The following is a 19,637-nucleotide window of genomic DNA, read 5'->3' on the forward strand; positions in this document are numbered from 1 at the left end:
CGGTATACCGTACTTGTATATGCCAGCATATAACAAGGCCTGTGGGATTGTCCTGTACATTTTATAGATGTTGAACAGAAAGAGGGTAAGTACTCCATGACAATCATCGGTATTGATCTGGGAACAACGAACAGCTTGGTATCCTGCTGGGCTGGCGGAGAACCCGTTATTATTCCAAATGCACTCGGCAACCGCCTGACGCCTTCCGTCGTCAGTGTCGACGACAATGGGGAGATGCTCGTTGGTGAAGTGGCCAAAGAGCGACTGATCACACATCCCGAGCGGACAGCTTCTGTCTTCAAGAGGTATATGGGGACCGGGCGAACATTTCATTTGGGTACATATCATTTTTTGCCGGAAGAATTATCGGCTTTTATATTAAAATCGCTGAAGGCGGATGCTGAAGCCTATTTGGGGGAGTCCGTGACCGAAGCGGTTATTAGCGTGCCCGCGTATTTCAACGATGCCCAGCGCAAGGCCACACAACGGGCAGGAGAACTGGCCGGTCTCAAGGTCGAGCGCTTGCTCAGCGAACCCACAGCAGCGGCCATAGCGTACGGTCTGCATCAGCAGCAGCCAGAGACGAAATTCCTGGTATTCGATCTGGGCGGCGGTACATTTGATGTATCCGTCCTGGAACTGTTTGATCAGATCATGGAAGTGAAGTCGGTTGCCGGAGATAACTTCCTCGGGGGCGAGGATTTCACAAGACTGCTGGCAGACATGTTTGCCGAGGAGCATCAGATTGAGCAGGATACGTTGTCAGGCAAGGCGCAGTCAGCCCTTTGGAAGCAGGCCGAATCTTGCAAACGTGCGCTTGTTGATGGACGAGAAGGTACGATGTCCTTGACGCTGGAAGAGGGAGTAAAGGAACTTCATGTTGACCGTGCAAAATTTGATCAGGCGGCTAAACCGCTACTGGCAAGATTGCAAAAACCAGTCGAGCGTGCATTGCGCGATGCTTCAGTCAAACTAAATGAGCTGGATGCCGTAATCCTGGTAGGCGGGGCTACGCGTATGCCGCTTATTTATTCGTTTACAGGTAAATTATTCGGCAGACTGCCTGCGAACCATCTGCATCCGGATGAGGCTGTTGCCCTCGGTGTGGGAATTCAGGCCGCAATGAAGGAACGCCATGCCGATCTTGAGGAAGTGATTCTGACAGACGTATGCCCGTATACACTGGGAACCTCTGTGTCGATGTCGCTTGGCAATGGACGTTTCGAATCAGGCATGTTTGCACCGATCATTGAACGGAATACAGTCATCCCCGTTAGTAAGGTGGAGCGGTACTATACGATGCACAACAATCAGGCATCCATTACTGCGGATATATATCAGGGAGAGAGCCGGCTGGCGAAGAACAATGTCAAGCTGGGGGAACTGACCATCTCAGTACCACCTGCACCTGCAGGGCAACAGGCCGTAGATATCCGTTTTACGTACGATATTAACGGCATCCTCGAAGTGGAAGTGTCTTCGGTGGAGACAGGGGAGAAAAAGGTAGCGATCATACAGGGCAAAGAAAGTGACCTGTCCAAGGAGGAAATCGCCGAGCGATTCAAAGCACTGGAAGCGATCAAGATTCATCCGCGGGACCGGATGGAGAACCGATTGCTCCTGGCTCGCGGAGAACGGATGTATGAAGAATCACTGGCCGAGTACCGTACATTCATAGCCGAGGCCATGCTGCAGTTCGAAGAGACACTCAAACGTCAGGACGACCGTGAAATCAGGAAAGAAGCAGAAAAGTTGAAGGAAGTACTGGATCAAATTGAAAGAGTGCGGGAGTGATATGTGAATGGACATCTGGACAAGATTGGGGCTTAAGCCTACGCAGGATACGGGAGCCATTAGACGTGCGTATGCGAAGCAGCTGCGAAGTACGCATCCGGAAGATGATCCGGAGGGGTTCCAGGAATTGCGGTCAGCTTACGAACAGGCCCTGAAGGCAGCGAAAGAACCGATGCCGGATCAGGAGCTACTTGCGGAGCAGGCCAGCCAGCAAGCACAGAATCAGTCCGAGATGGAGCTCCGCTCTGTTCAGGCGGAAGGCTCTCTGCAGGAAGCTGTTTCCGAATCCGAAGAAGGTCCCGTCTACTTTACCGTGGATCACTGGGATGCTCCTGTTGAGACAGCAGCCACTTCGCTTCAAGATGCAGCTTCCGTGGATGACACAGTCCACTTGCTTGAACGAGCACGTTCTATTGTAGAGGATGTATTCAAACGGGCAGATTCCGCCGTATGGGAGGACTGGCTGCAGAGCGAGGAACTATGGCAGCTGGACGTGAAATTTTATACGGGAACAGAATTGCTGCGGATGCTGTATGAACGTCCTTTTTTACCGAAAGCCGTCTGGGGACGGTTGAATGACTTCTTCAGCTGGACGGAACAGCGGGAAGAGCTGAAAGAGGTGCTTCCGGAGGAAATCGCAGACTATCCAGGCATGGAACTGGGGCGTCCGTGGGAGCTTCGTTATGACACGTTTGATAAGGGAAGAGACGTAGACTATGAAACCTTCATTCGTTTGCGTGAAACTGCATTCCAACTGATGCTTCGAGGTGATATTGCGGAAGCCGCATCACACATTGATGCAGGTATGGCACTGTATCCGGATGACCCGGACCTGGTCCGGCTGGCCGCCAAATTCTGCCTCTGGAACAAGGAGGAAAACGCCGCTTTGGTATTGTTTGAAAGGCTGGCTGCACTCGAACCAGATGCAGTGGACGGGCTGCTGCATAGCGCAAGACTTCTGCATGCCGCCGGGCAGAGGGAGCAGGCTGAGCAGCTATACCGCAAGGTACTGGAACGCGAACCTCACCAACTGGATGCATGGAATGGATTGGCCTTGTTCTATCAGGAGCAGGGGGAATTGGAGACAGCACTCCACATGGTTGAGCAGATCGTTACTCAGTATCCTCATGATCTGGAGATGCAGATTACGCTGCTGGAGCTGAAACAGGAACGGGTTGTGCAAAAGATCAGAGCGGCTGAGCAGGAAGCGGATGCGGTCGTTCGTCGCAAGCAGCAGCGTGAAGCTGCCGAGGGGTATGCTGAACTGTGGAACGATGAGCAGCTTGTTCAGTATCTCGGTGAAATTAATGTGAACGAGGAGTTGGATGCGGCATTATATCTTCTCTGGGCCCAAGGCTTTGTTCGAATAGGCAAAGGCGAGGAAGGGATTGAAGCCCTTCAGTATGCTGAAGCTGCTGCGAGCAGGGAAGGGACCAGCAGCTTTCCGATATTGCTTGAACGGGGCCAACTGCATCTGCGCATGGACCATAATACGGCTGCCATAGAGGATCTGGGCAGAGCAGCAGAAATGGATCCGTCCCATGCCGAGGTCAGGCATTTGCTGGCGAGTGCTTACCAGAGAGAAGATCAGCTTGAGCCTGCCATTGAACTATCCGGTCAGGCGATTGAGCTCAATCCCGAGCCCTATGAATATTATTCGCTGCGGGCACTTTGTTATTTTAGAATGGGACGTTATGAAGAAGCGCTTGCCGATTATGAGATTGTTGTGGTTAAGGAGCATGATTTTGCAAATGCCTGGTACCGGAAAGGGTTCGCACATCTGAAACTGGGGCAGTATGCCGAGGCCGTACAATCCCTTGAAACTTCTTTGGTCCATGAGCATGAAGCGGTCATTTATTATTATTTGGCCATTGCAAGGGCGAAGCTGAGGGAGATGGAACAGGCACTGCAGGATATCCGGCAATTCCGGAGCGAGAATCCGGAGGACCAGGACGGCCCTCTGATTGAAGGAGATATCCTCCGTTTACAGGGGCAGCTTATGCCGGCACACGATACATACGTCAACGGGTTAAATGAACATCCGAACGTATATGAGCTTGCTAAAATGGCGGTCGTTTGCGTGATGGAGTCTGATATGCAGGACAAGGATCCACATTTGAACAAACTTGCGGAAATGATGTCCAACATGGAGACCGTCGAAACGTGGGGATTGCTGTTCATTACACGATATCTGGTAGAGGTCCAAGATTGGGCAAGTGTCCGCGCTTATGTGGAAGCTTATATAGACGGAGAAGAACCGGAGGATATTGATCCTCATATCTGGTTGTATTCCGGGATTGCAGCCTATCATGCGGGGGATATGGACCAAGCCATTCTTGAACTGGGCAAAGCCTACGGCGCAGGTCTGCGGGGCGATGTGTGCAGTGCTCTGAGCATGGTTTATTACGATAAACATGATTGGGATCAGGCGCTCGCCTATGCCGAAGAGGCTATACACAGTCAGCCAGAGCACCCGGATTATGTCGTGCGTCGTAACGCTATTGCTGCTCGTGCTGCAGAACGTGGATTTTCCTTTTTGAAAAAGCTTCGCAAATCCAAGCCGGCGTATGAACTGTGGCCTTCGACTGTACCCCTTCAACATCTGGAACCAGATGATGTCATGGACTTGCATTTTACATAGGAAGGAGGACAAGGATCATGGGACAGGACAGAGGAGTGGCTCAGGCTGTGCAGGGCGTTACGGACAAACAGCTGTGGTTTCGGGGCATGAGCGCCATCATGGATGAGATGAATGGACTGGATATACGTAGCGATTACGAGCATGATGAGAATGAAGAGGAAAAGGATCGATTCCGTACCTCTCTTGAGGAAGAATGGCGTATTCATAATAGGGAAGAGCTTCTGTCGGCTTTGGAATGGATCCGGGAAGGCGGGCATCGGGTTGCGTTTGAACAAATGAGGACTTTTATGAATGCATTATCGGAAGCTGATCAATGGAAGTGCATTCAGTCCCTTAATCCGGAAACGGGGAGATATCATGAATATCTGGTGGTCAAAACGTATATGTACAAACTGCCCCCTGCCGGCATTGCAGCTTGGGATTGGGGAAGATACGCCAACCTGTGCCGGAAGAGTGCATATGTCGGGTTTATCACTGAAGTGGAGGCAGAACAATTGATTTTGGAGGCGGCCCTTGAAGCGCAATCGGCTTATTCTTCGTGGAAAGAGTACGCGGTTGCTTTCCTGGCAGGCAGATTGTACTGGTTGGAGCAGACGGCCGAGCCGCTCGTTCAGCGTCAGGTGAATTATGTGCGTAATTTGTTCGTGCAATCGAACAGCATTTATAACAAAGTGGACTGGAATTTGAATTTGTCCCTACAGTAAAATGTCCCCACAGTAAAATAAACACACAAAAGCACGTTCTACTGAACTCGGTTCAGCAGGAACGTGCTTTTTTGGTGAAGTGACGGGATGCCTCGTCCGATTGGAACTTAGGTTTGGGGTTGCAGCTGACGAAGTACGGTGATTTCGACCCGGCGGTTCTTTTGCCTGCCGGCTGCGGTGGAATTATCACCTGTGGGACGTGTGTCTGCATAGCCTGCATACTGAAACCCGTCAGGGTCCAAATTTTCTTTGTCCAAGAAAAACCGTAGCACAGACAGTGCGCGTTCACCGGAAAGCTCCCAGTTGTCTTTGTATGTGGAATTCGCGCCGACAGGCACGTTGTCGGTGTGTCCCTCGATGCTGACGACAGTGCTCAGGTCACGAAACAGGCTTGCGAGCTTGCTGAGTGTAGGTGCAGCGTCACTTTTGAGGGCGGCCTGTCCCTGATCGAAGAGAAAGCGGTCACTCAGGGTGATGGAGATCCCCTGCGGATTATCTGCTACAAAAATCTGATTTTCCAGTTTATTATCTTCGATATACTGGGTAATCACATTGAACAGATTCTGCAGCTCCTCTTCCTGGGATCGAAACTGTTCTTCCCGCTCGGTCAGTGGCTGACCTTCTTCGGGAGATGTTGTATCTTCGCCCTGAACCTCGGTTGGAGGGACTTCAGTAATCGTTTGCCCTGCGGTTTCATCGATTCCATTGCCAAGGTCAAGAATGGAATCGGATTGATTAAATGTATTTTGCAGTGATTGGGTTACCACGTCGTATTTGCCGGAGTCCAGATTACTCATGGCGTACATGATGACAAAAAAGATCAGAAGCAGCGTAATGAGATCGGCATAGGTAATCATCCATCGATCCCGATGGTCACCAGGTTCACGTTTTCCGCGCCTTCTACTGCGCCGACTCATCCAATCCCTCCTTCACTACAGAACGTGAGATTTGACGATGTGTGAGTGTGAAGGACTCAAGCCGTTTCCGTACAAGATGAGGATTCTCCCCATTCTGAATGGCGAGCACACCTTCAAGCAGCATCTCCATCATCTGAATATCTTCAGCACCTCTGGACTTAATTTTGGAGGCAATGGGCAAAAAGATAAGATTGGCACTCGCTACCCCGTATAAGGTAGCCGTAAAGGCGACAGCGATGGCCGGGCCCAGTCCCGTAGGATCCGTCAGACTGCCTAGAACCTGAATCAGTCCCATGACCGTACCGATAATACCCATGGTTGGTGCGTATCCTCCTGCGGACTCGAAGATTTTGGCATAGCCCTCATGCTTCTGTTCTACCGAATCGATCTCCAGCTCCATGATCTGACGGATCACATCCTGATCGGTGCCATCGACAACCATCTGGATACCGTCTTTCAGAAATGGATGCGGATGATCCATCACCTGGCGTTCCAGTGCAAGCACGCCTGAACGGCGGGCGATTGAGGACATGTCCACCAATTCTTCCATCCACTTGCGCGGATCATTGTCATTACGACCAAAAGCCATGCGCAGTGCTGCCGGAATGGTACGCAGCCGATGAGACGGGAAGCTGGCAACCACTGCAGCAATTGTTCCACCGAATACAATCAGAGCAGCCGTTTTTTGCACGAGGCCGGATAGTTGGCCGCCTTCCCACAAAAAACCGCTGATCACTGCGGCAATCCCGGCTATGATGCCGATAAGTGTCGCAATATCCATAAATTAACCCACTCCTGTCTTTACTTCACGTTTGCATCACATGTACGAACGAGGTATAATTATACGGGAACAAATATTCCTATTACTATAAGTTTTCCCATATGAAAATTCGGGGAACTTCGACAATATATAGTGACTATTATTTTAGACGATAGGGTGAGATACGGCAATGAGCGATATTATAATGAGCGACAAAACGTTCGAGATCGAGTCCGAGTTTTCTCCCCAAGGTGACCAGCCTGCTGCCATTGAAGAACTGGTGCAGGGTGTTCAGGAAGGGAAAAGATATCAGACGCTGCTGGGTGCAACGGGAACGGGTAAAACCTTCACAATTGCGCAGACGATTGCCAAGCTGCAACGTCCCACGCTGATTATTGCCCACAATAAAACGCTGGCAGCACAGCTTGCGAGTGAATTCAAAGAATTCTTTCCAAACAACATGGTTGAGTATTTTGTCAGTTACTACGATTACTATCAGCCAGAAGCATATATTCCGTCTTCCGATACGTATATCGAGAAGGACTCCAGCATCAACGAGGAAATTGACAAGCTGCGTCACGCGGCGACCAGTTCGCTGTTTGAACGCCGTGATGTCATTATTGTAGCGAGTGTGTCCTGTATCTACGGTTTGGGATCGCCGCATGACTACTCCAGCATGCTGCTGTCACTGCGCGTAGGGATGGAGAAGCCGCGCAACCAGATCTTGTCCCGATTGGTCGAGATTCAATATCAGCGGAATGACATCAACTTCGTACGGGGAACATTCCGTGTGCGTGGCGACGTCGTAGAGATTTTCCCGGCATCCAAGGGTGAACATGCCATTCGGGTAGAGCTATTCGGAGATGAGATTGAGAAAATTACGGAAATTGATGTGTTAACCGGAGAACTGATCGGTGAGCGCGATCATATTGCCATCTTCCCGGCATCTCACTTCGTAACCCAGGAAGAAACGATGCGGGTCGCACTCGTCAACATTGAGCGTGAACTGGAAGAGCGGCTTGAAGTGCTGCGCGAACAAGGCAAACTGCTGGAGGCGCAGCGACTGGAGCAGCGTACACGTTATGATATCGAGATGATGAAGGAAGTTGGTTTCTGTTCAGGGATTGAGAACTATTCAGGCCCGCTGACATTCCGTGAACGCGGTGATACGCCTTACACACTGCTGGATTACTTCCCGGACGACATGCTGATCGTTGTCGATGAGTCCCACGTGACCCTGCCGCAGATCCGAGCAATGTACAATGGTGACCAGGCACGGAAGACTGTTCTGGTGGATCACGGATTCCGTCTGCCGTCAGCACTGGATAACCGTCCGCTGAAATTCGAAGAGTTCGAAGAGAAGATGAACCAGATCATCTATGTATCGGCAACGCCAGGACCGTATGAGATTGAGCATACGGATACGATGGTACAGCAGATTATTCGTCCAACCGGTCTGCTTGATCCAGTCATTGAACTTCGTCCGACAAAGGGACAGATCGATGACTTGATCGGCGAGATTAACGACCGGATTGCCAAGGACGAACGTGTGCTTATTACAACGCTGACGAAGAAAATGTCCGAGGACCTGACGGATTACCTGAAGGAAATTGGTATCAAGGTCCGCTATCTGCACTCCGAGATCAAGACATTGGAACGTATGGCGATCCTGCGTGATCTGAGGCTGGGAACATTCCATGTGCTGATCGGGATCAACCTGCTCAGAGAAGGTTTGGATTTGCCGGAGGTTTCACTTGTTGCCATCCTGGATGCCGACAAGGAAGGTTTCCTTCGTTCCGAACGCTCCCTGATTCAAACGATCGGCCGGGCGGCACGGAACAGCGACGGTAAGGTTATTTTGTACGGTGATAAAGTAACCGATTCGATGGATAAAGCAATAAAAGAGACCGAACGACGTCGTGAAATTCAAATCGCATATAACGAGAAGCATGGAATTACGCCACAGACGATCCGCAAAAAAGTGCGTGATGTGATCGAGGCCACCAAGGTTGCCGAATCCAAGAACGAGTATCTTACAGGCGCTGCCGAGAAGATGTCGAAGAAGGAGCGTCAGTCGCTTATTCAGCGTCTTGAGGCTGAGATGAAAGACGCCGCGAAGAACCTGCAGTTTGAGCGTGCAGCCGAGCTTCGTGATGCGTTGCTGGAGCTGCGAGCGGAGTAAATTGATAAATAGATATGCAACAAGAGAACGGCCAGTTGGCCGTTCTCTTGTTGAGTAAAGAACCGGCAAGGAATGACCGATAATTAGTCATGTTGAAAACCTGGAATCAGGTCTATACTGATAGAAATGTTGAAATTGGTTAAAAGGTTTATAGGAATGCACTTGGAAGTCGTGTAGAGGGGAGCCGAGCCGAAGGCAATGGCGACCACCGCGAGCGAGGCGAAGCCGTGAGCGTCTTGGTGTTCAGTGGAGCCGAGCAACAGGCAATGGCGACCTACCGCGAGCGAGGCAGAGCCGTGAGCGCTTGGTGTTTAGTGGAGCCGAGCCAAAGGCAATGGCGACTTACCGCGAACGAGGCAAAGCCGTGAGCGCCCTCTCACAGTAGAGCAGCCTTCCAAGAGACCGGCAACAGGCCGGAATCTTGGAAGAAGCTGCGGGCACACGACACACCTTCACATAGCAAGACCCGACCTCACACCAAGCACAGCCTGTTTCGGGTGTCCAGAGGGCTGCGCCCTATGGGGCCCTCCCTTGGAAGGGAGGGTTTGGGTGGGATCAAAACGCCTTTTAAAAAGGTTGGATTACATTATTGAGAGGATGGATAACCATTGGCGAGCGAGAACATTGTCATTAAAGGTGCGCGAGCGCACAACCTAAAGAACATTGATATTACCATCCCGCGTGACCGTTTTGTCGTACTGACCGGTCTGAGTGGCTCAGGCAAGTCCTCGCTGGCTTTTGATACGATTTATGCCGAAGGACAGCGGCGTTATGTGGAATCATTATCTGCTTATGCACGCCAGTTTCTCGGGCAGATGGAAAAACCGGATGTCGACTCGATCGAGGGCCTGTCACCGGCCATTTCCATCGACCAAAAAACAACAAGCCGCAACCCGCGTTCCACGGTAGGAACAGTTACGGAGATCTACGACTACCTGCGTTTGCTGTTTGCACGTGTGGGACATCCTCACTGTCCGGATCATGGTGTAGAGATTACATCCCAGACCGTAGAGCAGATGGTAGACCGCGTAATGCAGTACCCGGAACGTACCCGATTGCAGATTTTGGCACCGATTATCTCCGGCCGTAAGGGCGAGCACAAAAGTGTATTTGCTGATGTATCCAAGCAAGGCTTCGTCCGTGTGCGGGTAAACGGGGAATTGCGTGATTTGTCTGAAGATATTCAGTTGGAGAAAAATAAAAAGCATACTATTGAAGTGGTTGTTGACCGGATCGTAGTGAAGGAAGATGTACAAGCACGTCTGGCTGATTCCATTGAGACGGCACTTAATCTCTCGGGAGGACAACTGCTGGTAGACATTATGGGTGAAGAAGAACTGCGCTTTAGTTCCAACTTTGCTTGCCCGGTGTGTGGGTTCAGTATTGAAGAGCTCGCACCACGGATGTTTTCCTTCAACAGTCCATTCGGAGCTTGCCCTGATTGTGATGGACTGGGCGTAAAAATGATCGTAGACCCGGATCTGCTCGTTCCGGATCGCAGCAAAACGATTGAAGAAGGTGCGTTTGATGCCTGGACAGGCGGTACGTCCACGTATTATCCGCAGTTCCTGAAGTCAGTATGCGAGCACTTTAATATTCCACAGGATGTACCTGTAGAGGATTTGCCAGCGGATCAGATGAACAAGCTGTTGAATGGTACAGGTTCGGAGAAGGTCCGTTTCCGTTACGAGAATGATTTTGGCCAGCGCAAGGAAGCTATGGTGACCTTTGAAGGGATCGTTAACAATCTGGAACGTCGTTATCGTGAGACGGCATCCGAGGGGATCCGGGAGTTTATTGAAGGTTACATGAGTGCGAAGCCTTGTGGTACCTGCAAAGGAAACCGATTGAAACGGGAAAGCTTGGCTGTTACCATCAACGACCACAACATGGCATATGTGACTGGCCTGTCCATCGGGGAAGCAGGACGTTTCTTCGAATCGCTGCAGCTTAGCGAGAAGGAACAAGCCATTGCCAAACTGATTCTGAAGGAGATTAACAGCCGTCTTGGCTTCCTGGTCAATGTCGGTCTGGATTATCTGACCCTGAGCCGTGCTGCCGGAACATTGTCCGGTGGTGAAGCGCAGCGGATTCGTCTCGCTACCCAGATTGGTTCCAGCCTGATGGGCGTGCTGTACATTCTCGATGAGCCGAGTATCGGTCTGCATCAACGGGATAATGATCGTCTGATCTCCACACTTGCTCACATGCGGGATATTGGTAACACGCTGATTGTCGTGGAGCATGATGAAGACACGATGCTGGCAGCCGACTACATTATCGACATCGGTCCAGGCGCAGGTATTCATGGCGGTACCGTCATGTCACAGGGTACACCGGAAGAGATTATGAATGACGAGAACTCACTGACTGGGCAGTACCTGAGCGGACGCAAGTTTATTCCTGTACGGACGGAACGCCGCAGTGTAGGAGATCGCTGGCTGGAAGTGCGGGGGGCGAAGGAAAATAACCTGAAGAACCTGAATGTGAAAATTCCGGTGGGTGTATTTACTGCAGTCACAGGTGTATCCGGATCAGGTAAATCGACACTGATTAATGAAATTCTGTACAAAACGCTCGCACGGGATCTGAACCGTGCACGTGTGCGCCCTGGACAGCACAAAGAGATCCGGGGTCTGGAACATATTGATAAAGTCATCGATATCGACCAGTCGCCAATCGGCCGTACACCGCGTTCCAACCCAGCTACGTACACCGGTGTCTTTGATGATATTCGGGATCTGTTTGCACAGACGAATGAAGCCAAAGTTCGTGGTTACAAAAAGGGTCGGTTCAGCTTCAATATCAAGGGCGGACGCTGTGAAGCTTGCCGCGGAGATGGAATTATCAAGATCGAGATGCACTTCCTGCCCGATGTCTACGTCCCTTGTGAAGTCTGCAAAGGGAAACGGTACAACCGGGAAACCCTTGAAGTTAAATATAAAAACAAAAATATTGCGGATGTACTCGAAATGACAGTTGAAGATGCTACACAATTTTTCGAGAACATTCCGAAGATTCATCGCAAAATGCAGACATTGCTTGATGTAGGTCTGGGTTATATTAACCTTGGTCAACCTGCAACGACCTTGTCTGGTGGTGAAGCCCAGCGTGTGAAACTAGCTTCCGAGCTGTATCGTCGCAGTACAGGCAAAACAATCTACATTCTGGACGAGCCTACAACAGGTCTGCATGTCGATGATATTGATCGTCTGCTTAATGTACTCCACCGTCTGGTGGATTCGGGTGAATCGGTACTCGTGATCGAGCATAATCTCGACGTTATCAAAACCGCCGATTATATCGTGGATCTGGGTCCTGAAGGTGGTAGCGGCGGCGGAACGATCGTGGCGACAGGGACACCGGAGGATATTATTAAGGTGGAAGCTTCGTATACAGGCAGGTACCTCAAACCGGTATTGGAGCGCGACACGGAACGAAGCAAGACGCTGCAATTGACGGAGTAGGTAGTACGATATGGTTCATTGAAATCAAATATAGAATGAGTGACCATCCACCCTACTTGATTCAAGTACCATTTACTTATCGGTGTCTTGGCGACAAGCCGAGCCGGAACGTAAATTGTTGATTAGCTAACTAGGGTGGATATCTCTATAATCAATAACCCTTCTTTTGATGAAGGGTGAGGTATTTATTTTCTGATGAGTGCCTTGCTCTATTCAAAAGAGGGGTTATTCCTTTTTTCGCTGAAGTTAGCATAATAGTTATTTCATTGAAAGTGTTTACATATGAGGTGGGGCAGGCATTGCAACGATCCGAGTTCGAACTGGATTTTTTTCATTTTTCTGGATGATAGGGCTTGCATTACTAGCAGGGGACAGATAACATAGAGGAAGATATTAGGGTATGCGTTAGCTGTTCAACTATGGTGAGGGGGGTCTGTCTATCCATGCTGTTTGCAGAAGCTGCCACGGCGAGTACATCCAATTTTAATGCATTTGATATTTTTGTCATTCTGTTTACAATCATTATTTTTATTGGTGTGGTTCGTCTCCTTCGAGCACCGAAGAAGAATCTGTTTGCGATCGGATTTGCAGTAGTCAGTCTGCTTGTCTTCCTAATGACGGACTATGCAATGATTAAGAACTGGTTTAGTTAGGGTGTTCAGAAAATAGCAAACGGAAACAGACAAAACACTTTCCAGGTAAATGGCGGAAGGTGTTTTTTTGTGTGCTTGATGGGCATGTGTGAAGCCATGTTTTTACGAGTAAAAGTAGGACTGAAAACATTTGTACAGGAAGAATATGTATGATAAATTGGAGGATACCGGTATAGCAGATGATAGAGACAAGAAATCCATAGAGTTGGATGCTAGGATGGATGCATAACGGAGGATATATGGAGAGGGCTAGGTGAAAAGATGAGATCGTTGGGGAAAAAATGCGTGGCGGTGTGTATGGCTGCTGTACTCGCGGTGAGTGTTGCGTCTACGGCTGGAGCAGCAGAGCAGGCAGCTGGCATGAAGGCCAAAGTCGTCGACGGACAAGTGTATGTCAGTGCAGCTGATTTGGTCAAGTCCATCGGTGGGAATGGACAGTATGATGCAAAAACGGGAACCTATCAGTACAAGGGGAATGAAGCCATTCCTAAAGTAATTGAGAAGGTGTCACCTTCTGTTGTTGGTATCATTGGCAAAGCGGATGCAGGGCAGGAAGGGGTCACGACAGACCGCTATAACCTGGCTCATGGGACCGGCGTGATTATACGCTCCAATGGCTGGATTGTGACCAACGCACATGTGGTGGACGGGTTAAGCAACGCCTTGGTTGTGACGACCGATGGCAATACATATAAAATTACGAAAACATACAGCGATCCACTGAGTGATCTGGCGCTCATCAAAATTAATGCCAAATCGCTTAAACCGGCGACGTTCGCCAAAGCTTCCCAAACTTCAGTCGGCGAGACAGTTGTCGCTATTGGTACACCCATCTCCTTCTCCCTGCGAAATTCGGCAACTGTGGGTGTCATTAGTGGCCTGAATCGCGGAGTTGAGGCAACCTATCGTTTGATTCAGACGGATACAGCCATTAACCCGGGGAACAGCGGAGGACCGCTCGTTAACCTCAAGGGGGAGGTTGTTGGCATTAATTCCATGAAGTTTTCAGCGGTGGGTGTCGAGAATATGGGATTTTCGATTCCTGTGGATACCGTTCAATATATTATCAATCAGTTTTTTGAATACGGCAAAATCAAACGGGCAAGCCTCGGTCTGCAGCTCGAAGAGAGCTGGTCTGCGATTGTAGGTCTGCCTACGGACGATCCGCTCACAATCACGGGTGTGCTGTCCAGTGAAGCGAAGAAAGCCAAGATTCAGGAAGGAGACGTGTTATACAGCGTAGCAGGTACGCGTGTCTCTTCCGTTGTGGATATTAATGAGCTGCTCAAGAAATATGTACCCGGGCAAAAGGTGAAACTGCTGATGCAATCCGATGGTGATATCGTCACACGTACATTGGTGCTTGCGGATCGTGCAGATATCCAAGAGGAGGATGTAGAGCTGTTTCCGGTAGATGAAGAACAATAAAGCCCGGTGAACGACCCGGATCAGAGAGGACGATGGAACGGAATGAAGAAGTCATTTTTACGTGTGCTGTGCACAGGGGTGTTGACCGGGATGCTGACCATGGGTGCTGTAATGCCTGTATGGGCAGCTGAATATACAACGAAAGAGCTGCGGATCCAAGCGGGAAGCACGAGCGCCTACATCAACGGCAGCAAGCAAGCGATCGCCAAACCGTATAAGGTTAAGGGTGTGACGATGGTGCCTGTCGGTGTCTTCAAGAAGGCGTTTGGCAGCGAAATTCGGCTGGAGAATAATGATGTCGTCAAAGTGAAGGAAGGCCCGCATACGGTCACCTTAACGATTGGCAGCTCCATTGCTTGGGTGGATGGGGTCAAAAAAGAAATGGGTGCCGCTCCCAAAATGGTGAATGGCGTGCTTATGGTTCCGCTTCGTCCGGTAGCTGCCGGCATTGGAGCGACACTCGCTCCAAGCAGTTCCGGGGAAGTGGTCATTCGATTACTGCAAACGGATGATTCCGTGGATGAAGATGAGGGCGGCATCGATCTCGACGCAGGCAAAACGAGAATCGGCAACAGTTATTACGGCTGGTCCATTAATTACCCGGCAGATCTGATGGTTTTGCAAACAGGTGAGCAGGAGCGGATGATGACGTTTGGCTCGGCGGACAGCAGTTACTACCTTGAGGTGTATGTTAGCGACCAGGATGTAGCTCTGGATTCGGATGACATGCTGCAGCAGCTGGTGCAGGAGGCCAAGCAGTCGGGGGATACGGTGCTGGACCGGGAATCCGTTGCCAAAGGCAAAACGCCTTATGCTCGGATCGTGGTTAAAGATACGGACGGCATGTTATGGGAGATGCGCCAGTACATTAATAATGGGCGTCAATATGACGTTTACCTGGCGGATTACGATGCGATGAACTACAAGGATCTGAACAAACGTGCCGCGTTCCTCAACTCATTCCAGCCTACCTACGTGCAATCGGACCGGACCATTAAGGATCTGTCCACCGTCGATAATGGCATGCGTTCCGCATGGAATGACGATTACGGCATCGAACTGAGTGTCCCGGCAGGCTGGTCGATGGACAACACACAGATGACTTATGAATCCAAAGATGGTGCGTTTCTGCAACTGCGCGTGACCTCAGCGCCAGCTGGGGCAACCGTAAAAGACTGGAGCGGTCAACTGGACAAGTGGATGCGAGAAACGTTCACACCTGAAAGTTATGAACCGATTCGTTCGTATACCATTGATGTTTCCGGCGAAACGGCGGAGGTCAATGAGTTCCGTTATAACTTCGGTGACGGATGGCAGACGGAGTTCGATGTACTTTTGCAGAAAAACGGCTATCGCTATTACGCCGAATACACATTCCCTGAGGAGCAGACTCAGGATCGGGAATGGTTTGAGCGGGTGATGAATAGTGTGGTGATTGATTTTGATACCGTCTCCGATAACTTCGGGCAACTGGATGAAGATCCGTATTTGACCGATAAAACGAAGACTTTAACGCGTACCTCCAAACGATACCATTATAGCGTCGACATTCCGCGTTACTGGACGGCTTATAATGACCGATTCGAGTATTCTCCCGTTGTTTATACGTTCACAGGTGGCCAGTTCTCCATTGGCGTGAACGAGGATCAATCGGTCGAAATGACGGTCAGCCAGCTGAGAGAAGCTTATGAGGAAGCTGCGAAAACGCGGAAAAACTTCAAGCTGCTGAACAGTGGGGAAACGACCATTGCTGGTGTTCCGGCGTTCTCCTTCACGTATCATGAACTGGACAATGGCGTGCCGTATACCGGGCAGCAGATCGTCTTTGAACAGAATGGAATGACGTATACCATAACGACGGGACTGAATGATGCCAACAAAACGGATGTGCAGACCGCAGCGCTGGAAAAAGCCGTGAAATCATTTACTTTTACAAAATAATGTAGTGAATGCCGGAGGGTCAGAGACCTTCCGGTTTTTTCGTTGTGAGATGGAAATGATTCTAACATTTACACGAGAACGAGAGTGTAGAACTAATCTGAAGAAGTGAAGCTGAAAGCTTTCTGAAAGAAAGCTGCATCGGAAGCATAAGCCCCGCGTTTATCACTGGATTTTACCCTTTTTAAGGGAATCAAAAAAATCCGGGGATAACAGCGATCGGAAGATGGTACTGCAATCGGAGTGGTAAAGTGTAAAATTATAAGTCAGCAGATGGAAATGAAAATGGTAAACGGTTTTTTCAGGAAAGCGTAGAAGAGTGAGTGCAGAAGTGGTACAATATCTTAGTTCAGGAGTTATGATTGCTGATCTGATAAATAAAGATGACTGTAGGCTTGGGAATCAGGCAATACAGACATAATGTATAGATATAGCGATACAGTGACAATGCAGGCGTACGGGATGAAGGTACAGGCTAAACGTATGAGGAAACAGGGATGAAATCCGGCGAAGGCCGGTTATGGGGAGGATCTACATGAAAACAGCAACATTACGAAGAGAAGACGTCGAGCTACTGGCACCTGCAGGTGACTGGGATTGTATGCGTTCGGCCGTGGCCAATGGCGCGGATGCGATTTTCTTCGGAGTCGAAAAGTTTAATGCACGGGCACGCGCGAACAATTTCCGGATGGAAGAATTGCCGGAGATTATGGCGTTTTTGCACAGTTATGGCGTAAAAGGGTTCTTGACCTTTAATATATTGATTTTTGAAAATGAATTGGCGGATGCAAAGGAACTGATCGACGCATGTGTCGATGCTGGTGTAGATGCCGTGATCGTACAGGATTTGGGCTTGGTGAAACTGATTCGCGAGATCTCACCGGATTTCCCGATTCACGGTTCCACTCAAATGACGATTACATCACCGGAAGCGGTCGAGTTTACGAAGCCGTTTGATATGGAGCGTGTCGTTCTTGGACGGGAGAACAACCTGAAGCAAATTCAGAAGATTGGTGAACAGGCGAAGCTTCCAATGGAAGTATTCGTGCATGGTGCACTTTGTGTATCCTATTCGGGACAATGTCTGACCTCCGAGATGTGGGGCGGACGTTCTGCCAACCGCGGTGAATGTGCACAGGCTTGCCGTTTGCCATATGACTTGATGATCGACGGAGAGCATAAGCCGATGGGTGATGTCGCATACCTGCTGTCTCCGAAGGATCTGGCTGCCATTGACCTGATGCCGGAACTGATCGAAGCAGGCGTAACTTCCTTCAAGATCGAAGGACGTCTCAAAACCCCGGAATACGTGGCGAACGTGGTTAGCAAATACCGCAAAGCAATTGACCGTTACTTCGACGGTGACAATACGCCACCAAGCAAGGAAGAAATCCGTGAGCTGCAGCAAAGCTTCTCCCGCGGATTCACACATGGTTTCCTGGACGGTACGAACAACAAACAGCTGGTTGACGGTACATTCCCGAAAAGCCGTGGTGTCTACCTCGGTCGTGTGGATCAAGTTCTGCGTGACGGTGTTGTGTTGAAGCTGGATGCACCTGTGAAGCGTGGAGACGGCATTGTATTCGATGCTGGAGACCCAACGCAGAAGGAAGAAGGCGGACGGGTATACGATGTACGTCGCAAAGGTGTGAAAATCGAAGGCGAAGCCGGTGAAGGCTGGATCGTGGACATCGTCCCAGGCCGCAGTGACGTGGATCTGCGCCGCGTGAAGGTTGGCGACAAAGTGTGGAAAACGAATGACCCTGCGCTGGACAAACGTCTGCGTCAGAGCTTCGAGACTGAGAAGCCGTACCGTGTATTCCCGGTAAAAGTAAAAGTGATCGGCAGCCCAGGGCAGCCGCTTAGCACTTGGTGGACAGACGTGCAGAAGGGCACGACCGTCCGGATCGATTCCGAGATGGAACTGGACATTGCCCAGAAGCGTCCAATGACCTATGAATTGCTCGAGGAGCAATTCGGACGTCTGGGCGGCACCGTGTTCCAGCTGGAAGAGCTTGACGTCAACCTGCACGGTGACGTCATCATCCCGATGCGCGAGCTGAATAACATTCGCCGTCAGGCGGTGGAACAGCTCGCAGGCGAGCGCCCTAAACCGCCCGTCTACGTGAAACGGGCGGTAGAAGTTTACGGCGATGCGGTTAAACCGGCATCGCCAGTGGCTCGCGGTCAAGCGGAGCTGACCGCGCTCTGCCGCAGCCTGCCTCAAGTCGAGGCAGCGCTGGAAGCGGGTGTCGGCATGATCTACGCCGACTTCGAGTTTATCAAGCAGTTCCCGGCAGCCGTAGAAGCCGTACATGCCGCTGGCCGCAAGATTGCCTTGGCAACACCGCGTATTCACATGCCTGGCGAGAACGGATACCACAACAACATCCTGCGTCTGAAGCCGGACGCTGTGCTGGTACGTAATACAGGTGCGCTGTACTTCTACCTGCGCCACCGGATGGAGAACCCGGATGCGATTCATCCGGAACTGATTGGTGACTTCTCATTGAACATTGCCAACCATAAGGCTGTTGAACTGTTCCTGGAAGCAGGCTGTGACTGGATTACGCCATCCTATGACCTGAACATTCAACAAATGGTTGATCTGCTTGGTAATTCCCGTACAAGCCAGACCGAAGTGGTTATTCATCAGCATCTGCCGATGTTCCATACAGAGCACTGTGTGTACTGTACGTTTATGAGTGAAGGAACGGATTACACGAACTGTGGACGGCCTTGTGAAGAACAGCGTGCATCCCTGCAAGACCGGATTGGCATGTCTCACCCGGTACGTGTGGATGAAGGCTGCCGTAATACCGTTTATAACGCAGTGGAACAGTCGGGTGCCGAGTACCTGACCAACTTCATGGACCTGGGTGTATCCCGTTACCGCGTCGAGTTCCTGGAAGAGACGCCGGAGCAGGTTATGGAGGTTATTGATCTGTACAACCGTGCACTTCGCGGCGAGATCAGCGGTACACAAGTGTGGAAAACATTGAAAGCAACCAACCAACTGGGCGTTACGCGTGGTCAATTGGTGAAATAATAGGATCGTAGGCTGCAACGATTAGGACGGCAAGCATAATAGCAAGTAACAGGTTACAAGCATGAAGCAACCCCAAACTCTGCTTTACGGAGCTCTTGGGGTTT

The 19,637-nt window shown here is 50.3% G+C and carries 11 protein-coding genes; 9 read left to right on the forward strand and 2 right to left on the reverse strand.

The features are described from left to right. The first annotated feature begins 96 nt into the window (after positions 1-96). Genes AC3WQ3_RS24885 through AC3WQ3_RS24895 form a run of 3 tightly spaced genes read left to right on the forward strand, consistent with a single transcriptional unit; the run spans position 97 to position 5,139 of the window. Positions 97-1,794, forward strand: a complete 1,698-nt coding sequence (locus AC3WQ3_RS24885; RefSeq protein ID WP_492473989.1) for a molecular chaperone HscC — start codon at positions 97-99, stop codon at positions 1,792-1,794. A gap of 7 nt (positions 1,795-1,801) precedes the next feature. After that, entirely contained in the window at positions 1,802-4,435 is a 2,634-nt protein-coding gene (locus AC3WQ3_RS24890) for a tetratricopeptide repeat protein (RefSeq protein WP_492473990.1), read from the forward strand. Positions 4,436-4,452: 17 nt separating this feature from the next. Beyond that, positions 4,453-5,139 (forward strand): DUF1266 domain-containing protein, encoded by a 687-nt coding sequence (locus tag AC3WQ3_RS24895; RefSeq protein ID WP_492473991.1) that lies wholly within the window; start codon positions 4,453-4,455, stop codon positions 5,137-5,139. Positions 5,140-5,246: 107 nt separating this feature from the next. On the opposite strand, the gene AC3WQ3_RS24900 is transcribed toward AC3WQ3_RS24895, so the two are convergent. Both AC3WQ3_RS24900 and AC3WQ3_RS24905 read right to left on the reverse strand, forming a co-directional pair. Beyond that, entirely contained in the window at positions 5,247-6,056 is an 810-nt protein-coding gene (locus tag AC3WQ3_RS24900) for a flagellar motor protein MotB (protein ID WP_183526832.1), read from the reverse strand. Further along, positions 6,040-6,837, reverse strand: coding sequence for a flagellar motor protein (locus AC3WQ3_RS24905; RefSeq protein ID WP_127540963.1), 798 nt, complete (start codon positions 6,835-6,837; stop codon positions 6,040-6,042). The genes AC3WQ3_RS24900 and AC3WQ3_RS24905 overlap by 17 nt, the downstream gene beginning before the upstream one ends. A 169-nt stretch (positions 6,838-7,006) precedes the next feature. On the opposite strand from AC3WQ3_RS24905, the gene uvrB reads away from it, so the two are divergent. From uvrB to AC3WQ3_RS24935, 6 genes are all read left to right on the forward strand, one after another. Continuing rightward, entirely contained in the window at positions 7,007-8,998 is a 1,992-nt protein-coding gene (gene uvrB / locus AC3WQ3_RS24910) for an excinuclease ABC subunit UvrB (RefSeq protein ID WP_095291456.1), read from the forward strand. Positions 8,999-9,606: 608 nt separating this feature from the next. Continuing rightward, on the forward strand, positions 9,607-12,465 hold the full coding sequence (gene uvrA / locus AC3WQ3_RS24915) for an excinuclease ABC subunit UvrA (RefSeq protein WP_095359884.1): 2,859 nt from the start codon (positions 9,607-9,609) through the stop codon (positions 12,463-12,465). Between the two features lie 443 nt (positions 12,466-12,908). Beyond that, entirely contained in the window at positions 12,909-13,118 is a 210-nt protein-coding gene (locus AC3WQ3_RS24920; RefSeq protein ID WP_095291462.1) for a DUF2759 family protein, read from the forward strand. A gap of 261 nt (positions 13,119-13,379) precedes the next feature. After that, on the forward strand, positions 13,380-14,546 hold the full coding sequence (locus AC3WQ3_RS24925; RefSeq protein WP_492473992.1) for a S1C family serine protease: 1,167 nt from the start codon (positions 13,380-13,382) through the stop codon (positions 14,544-14,546). Positions 14,547-14,588: 42 nt separating this feature from the next. Next, a complete protein-coding gene (locus AC3WQ3_RS24930) occupies positions 14,589-16,487 on the forward strand; it encodes a stalk domain-containing protein (RefSeq protein WP_492473993.1) in 1,899 nt (632 codons plus the stop codon). A 532-nt stretch (positions 16,488-17,019) separates the two neighbouring features. Continuing rightward, positions 17,020-19,533: a U32 family peptidase gene (locus AC3WQ3_RS24935; RefSeq protein WP_336782102.1), complete on the forward strand. Its 2,514-nt coding sequence runs from the start codon at positions 17,020-17,022 to the stop codon at positions 19,531-19,533. Positions 19,534-19,637 lie beyond the last annotated feature (104 nt).

The sequence above is a fragment of the Paenibacillus sp. FW104-T2 genome, from assembly GCF_058789975.1.

Coding starts and splice junctions, on each gene's coding strand:
- AC3WQ3_RS24885 (WP_492473989.1), top strand. CDS start 97: ATGACAATCATCGGTATTGATCTGGGAACAACGAACAGCTTGGTATCC.
- AC3WQ3_RS24890 (WP_492473990.1), top strand. CDS start 1,802: ATGGACATCTGGACAAGATTGGGGCTTAAGCCTACGCAGGATACGGGA.
- AC3WQ3_RS24895 (WP_492473991.1), top strand. CDS start 4,453: ATGGGACAGGACAGAGGAGTGGCTCAGGCTGTGCAGGGCGTTACGGAC.
- AC3WQ3_RS24900 (WP_183526832.1), bottom strand. CDS start 6,056: ATGAGTCGGCGCAGTAGAAGGCGCGGAAAACGTGAACCTGGTGACCAT.
- AC3WQ3_RS24905 (WP_127540963.1), bottom strand. CDS start 6,837: ATGGATATTGCGACACTTATCGGCATCATAGCCGGGATTGCCGCAGTG.
- uvrB (WP_095291456.1), top strand. CDS start 7,007: ATGAGCGATATTATAATGAGCGACAAAACGTTCGAGATCGAGTCCGAG.
- AC3WQ3_RS24920 (WP_095291462.1), top strand. CDS start 12,909: ATGCTGTTTGCAGAAGCTGCCACGGCGAGTACATCCAATTTTAATGCA.
- AC3WQ3_RS24925 (WP_492473992.1), top strand. CDS start 13,380: ATGAGATCGTTGGGGAAAAAATGCGTGGCGGTGTGTATGGCTGCTGTA.
- AC3WQ3_RS24930 (WP_492473993.1), top strand. CDS start 14,589: ATGAAGAAGTCATTTTTACGTGTGCTGTGCACAGGGGTGTTGACCGGG.
- AC3WQ3_RS24935 (WP_336782102.1), top strand. CDS start 17,020: ATGAAAACAGCAACATTACGAAGAGAAGACGTCGAGCTACTGGCACCT.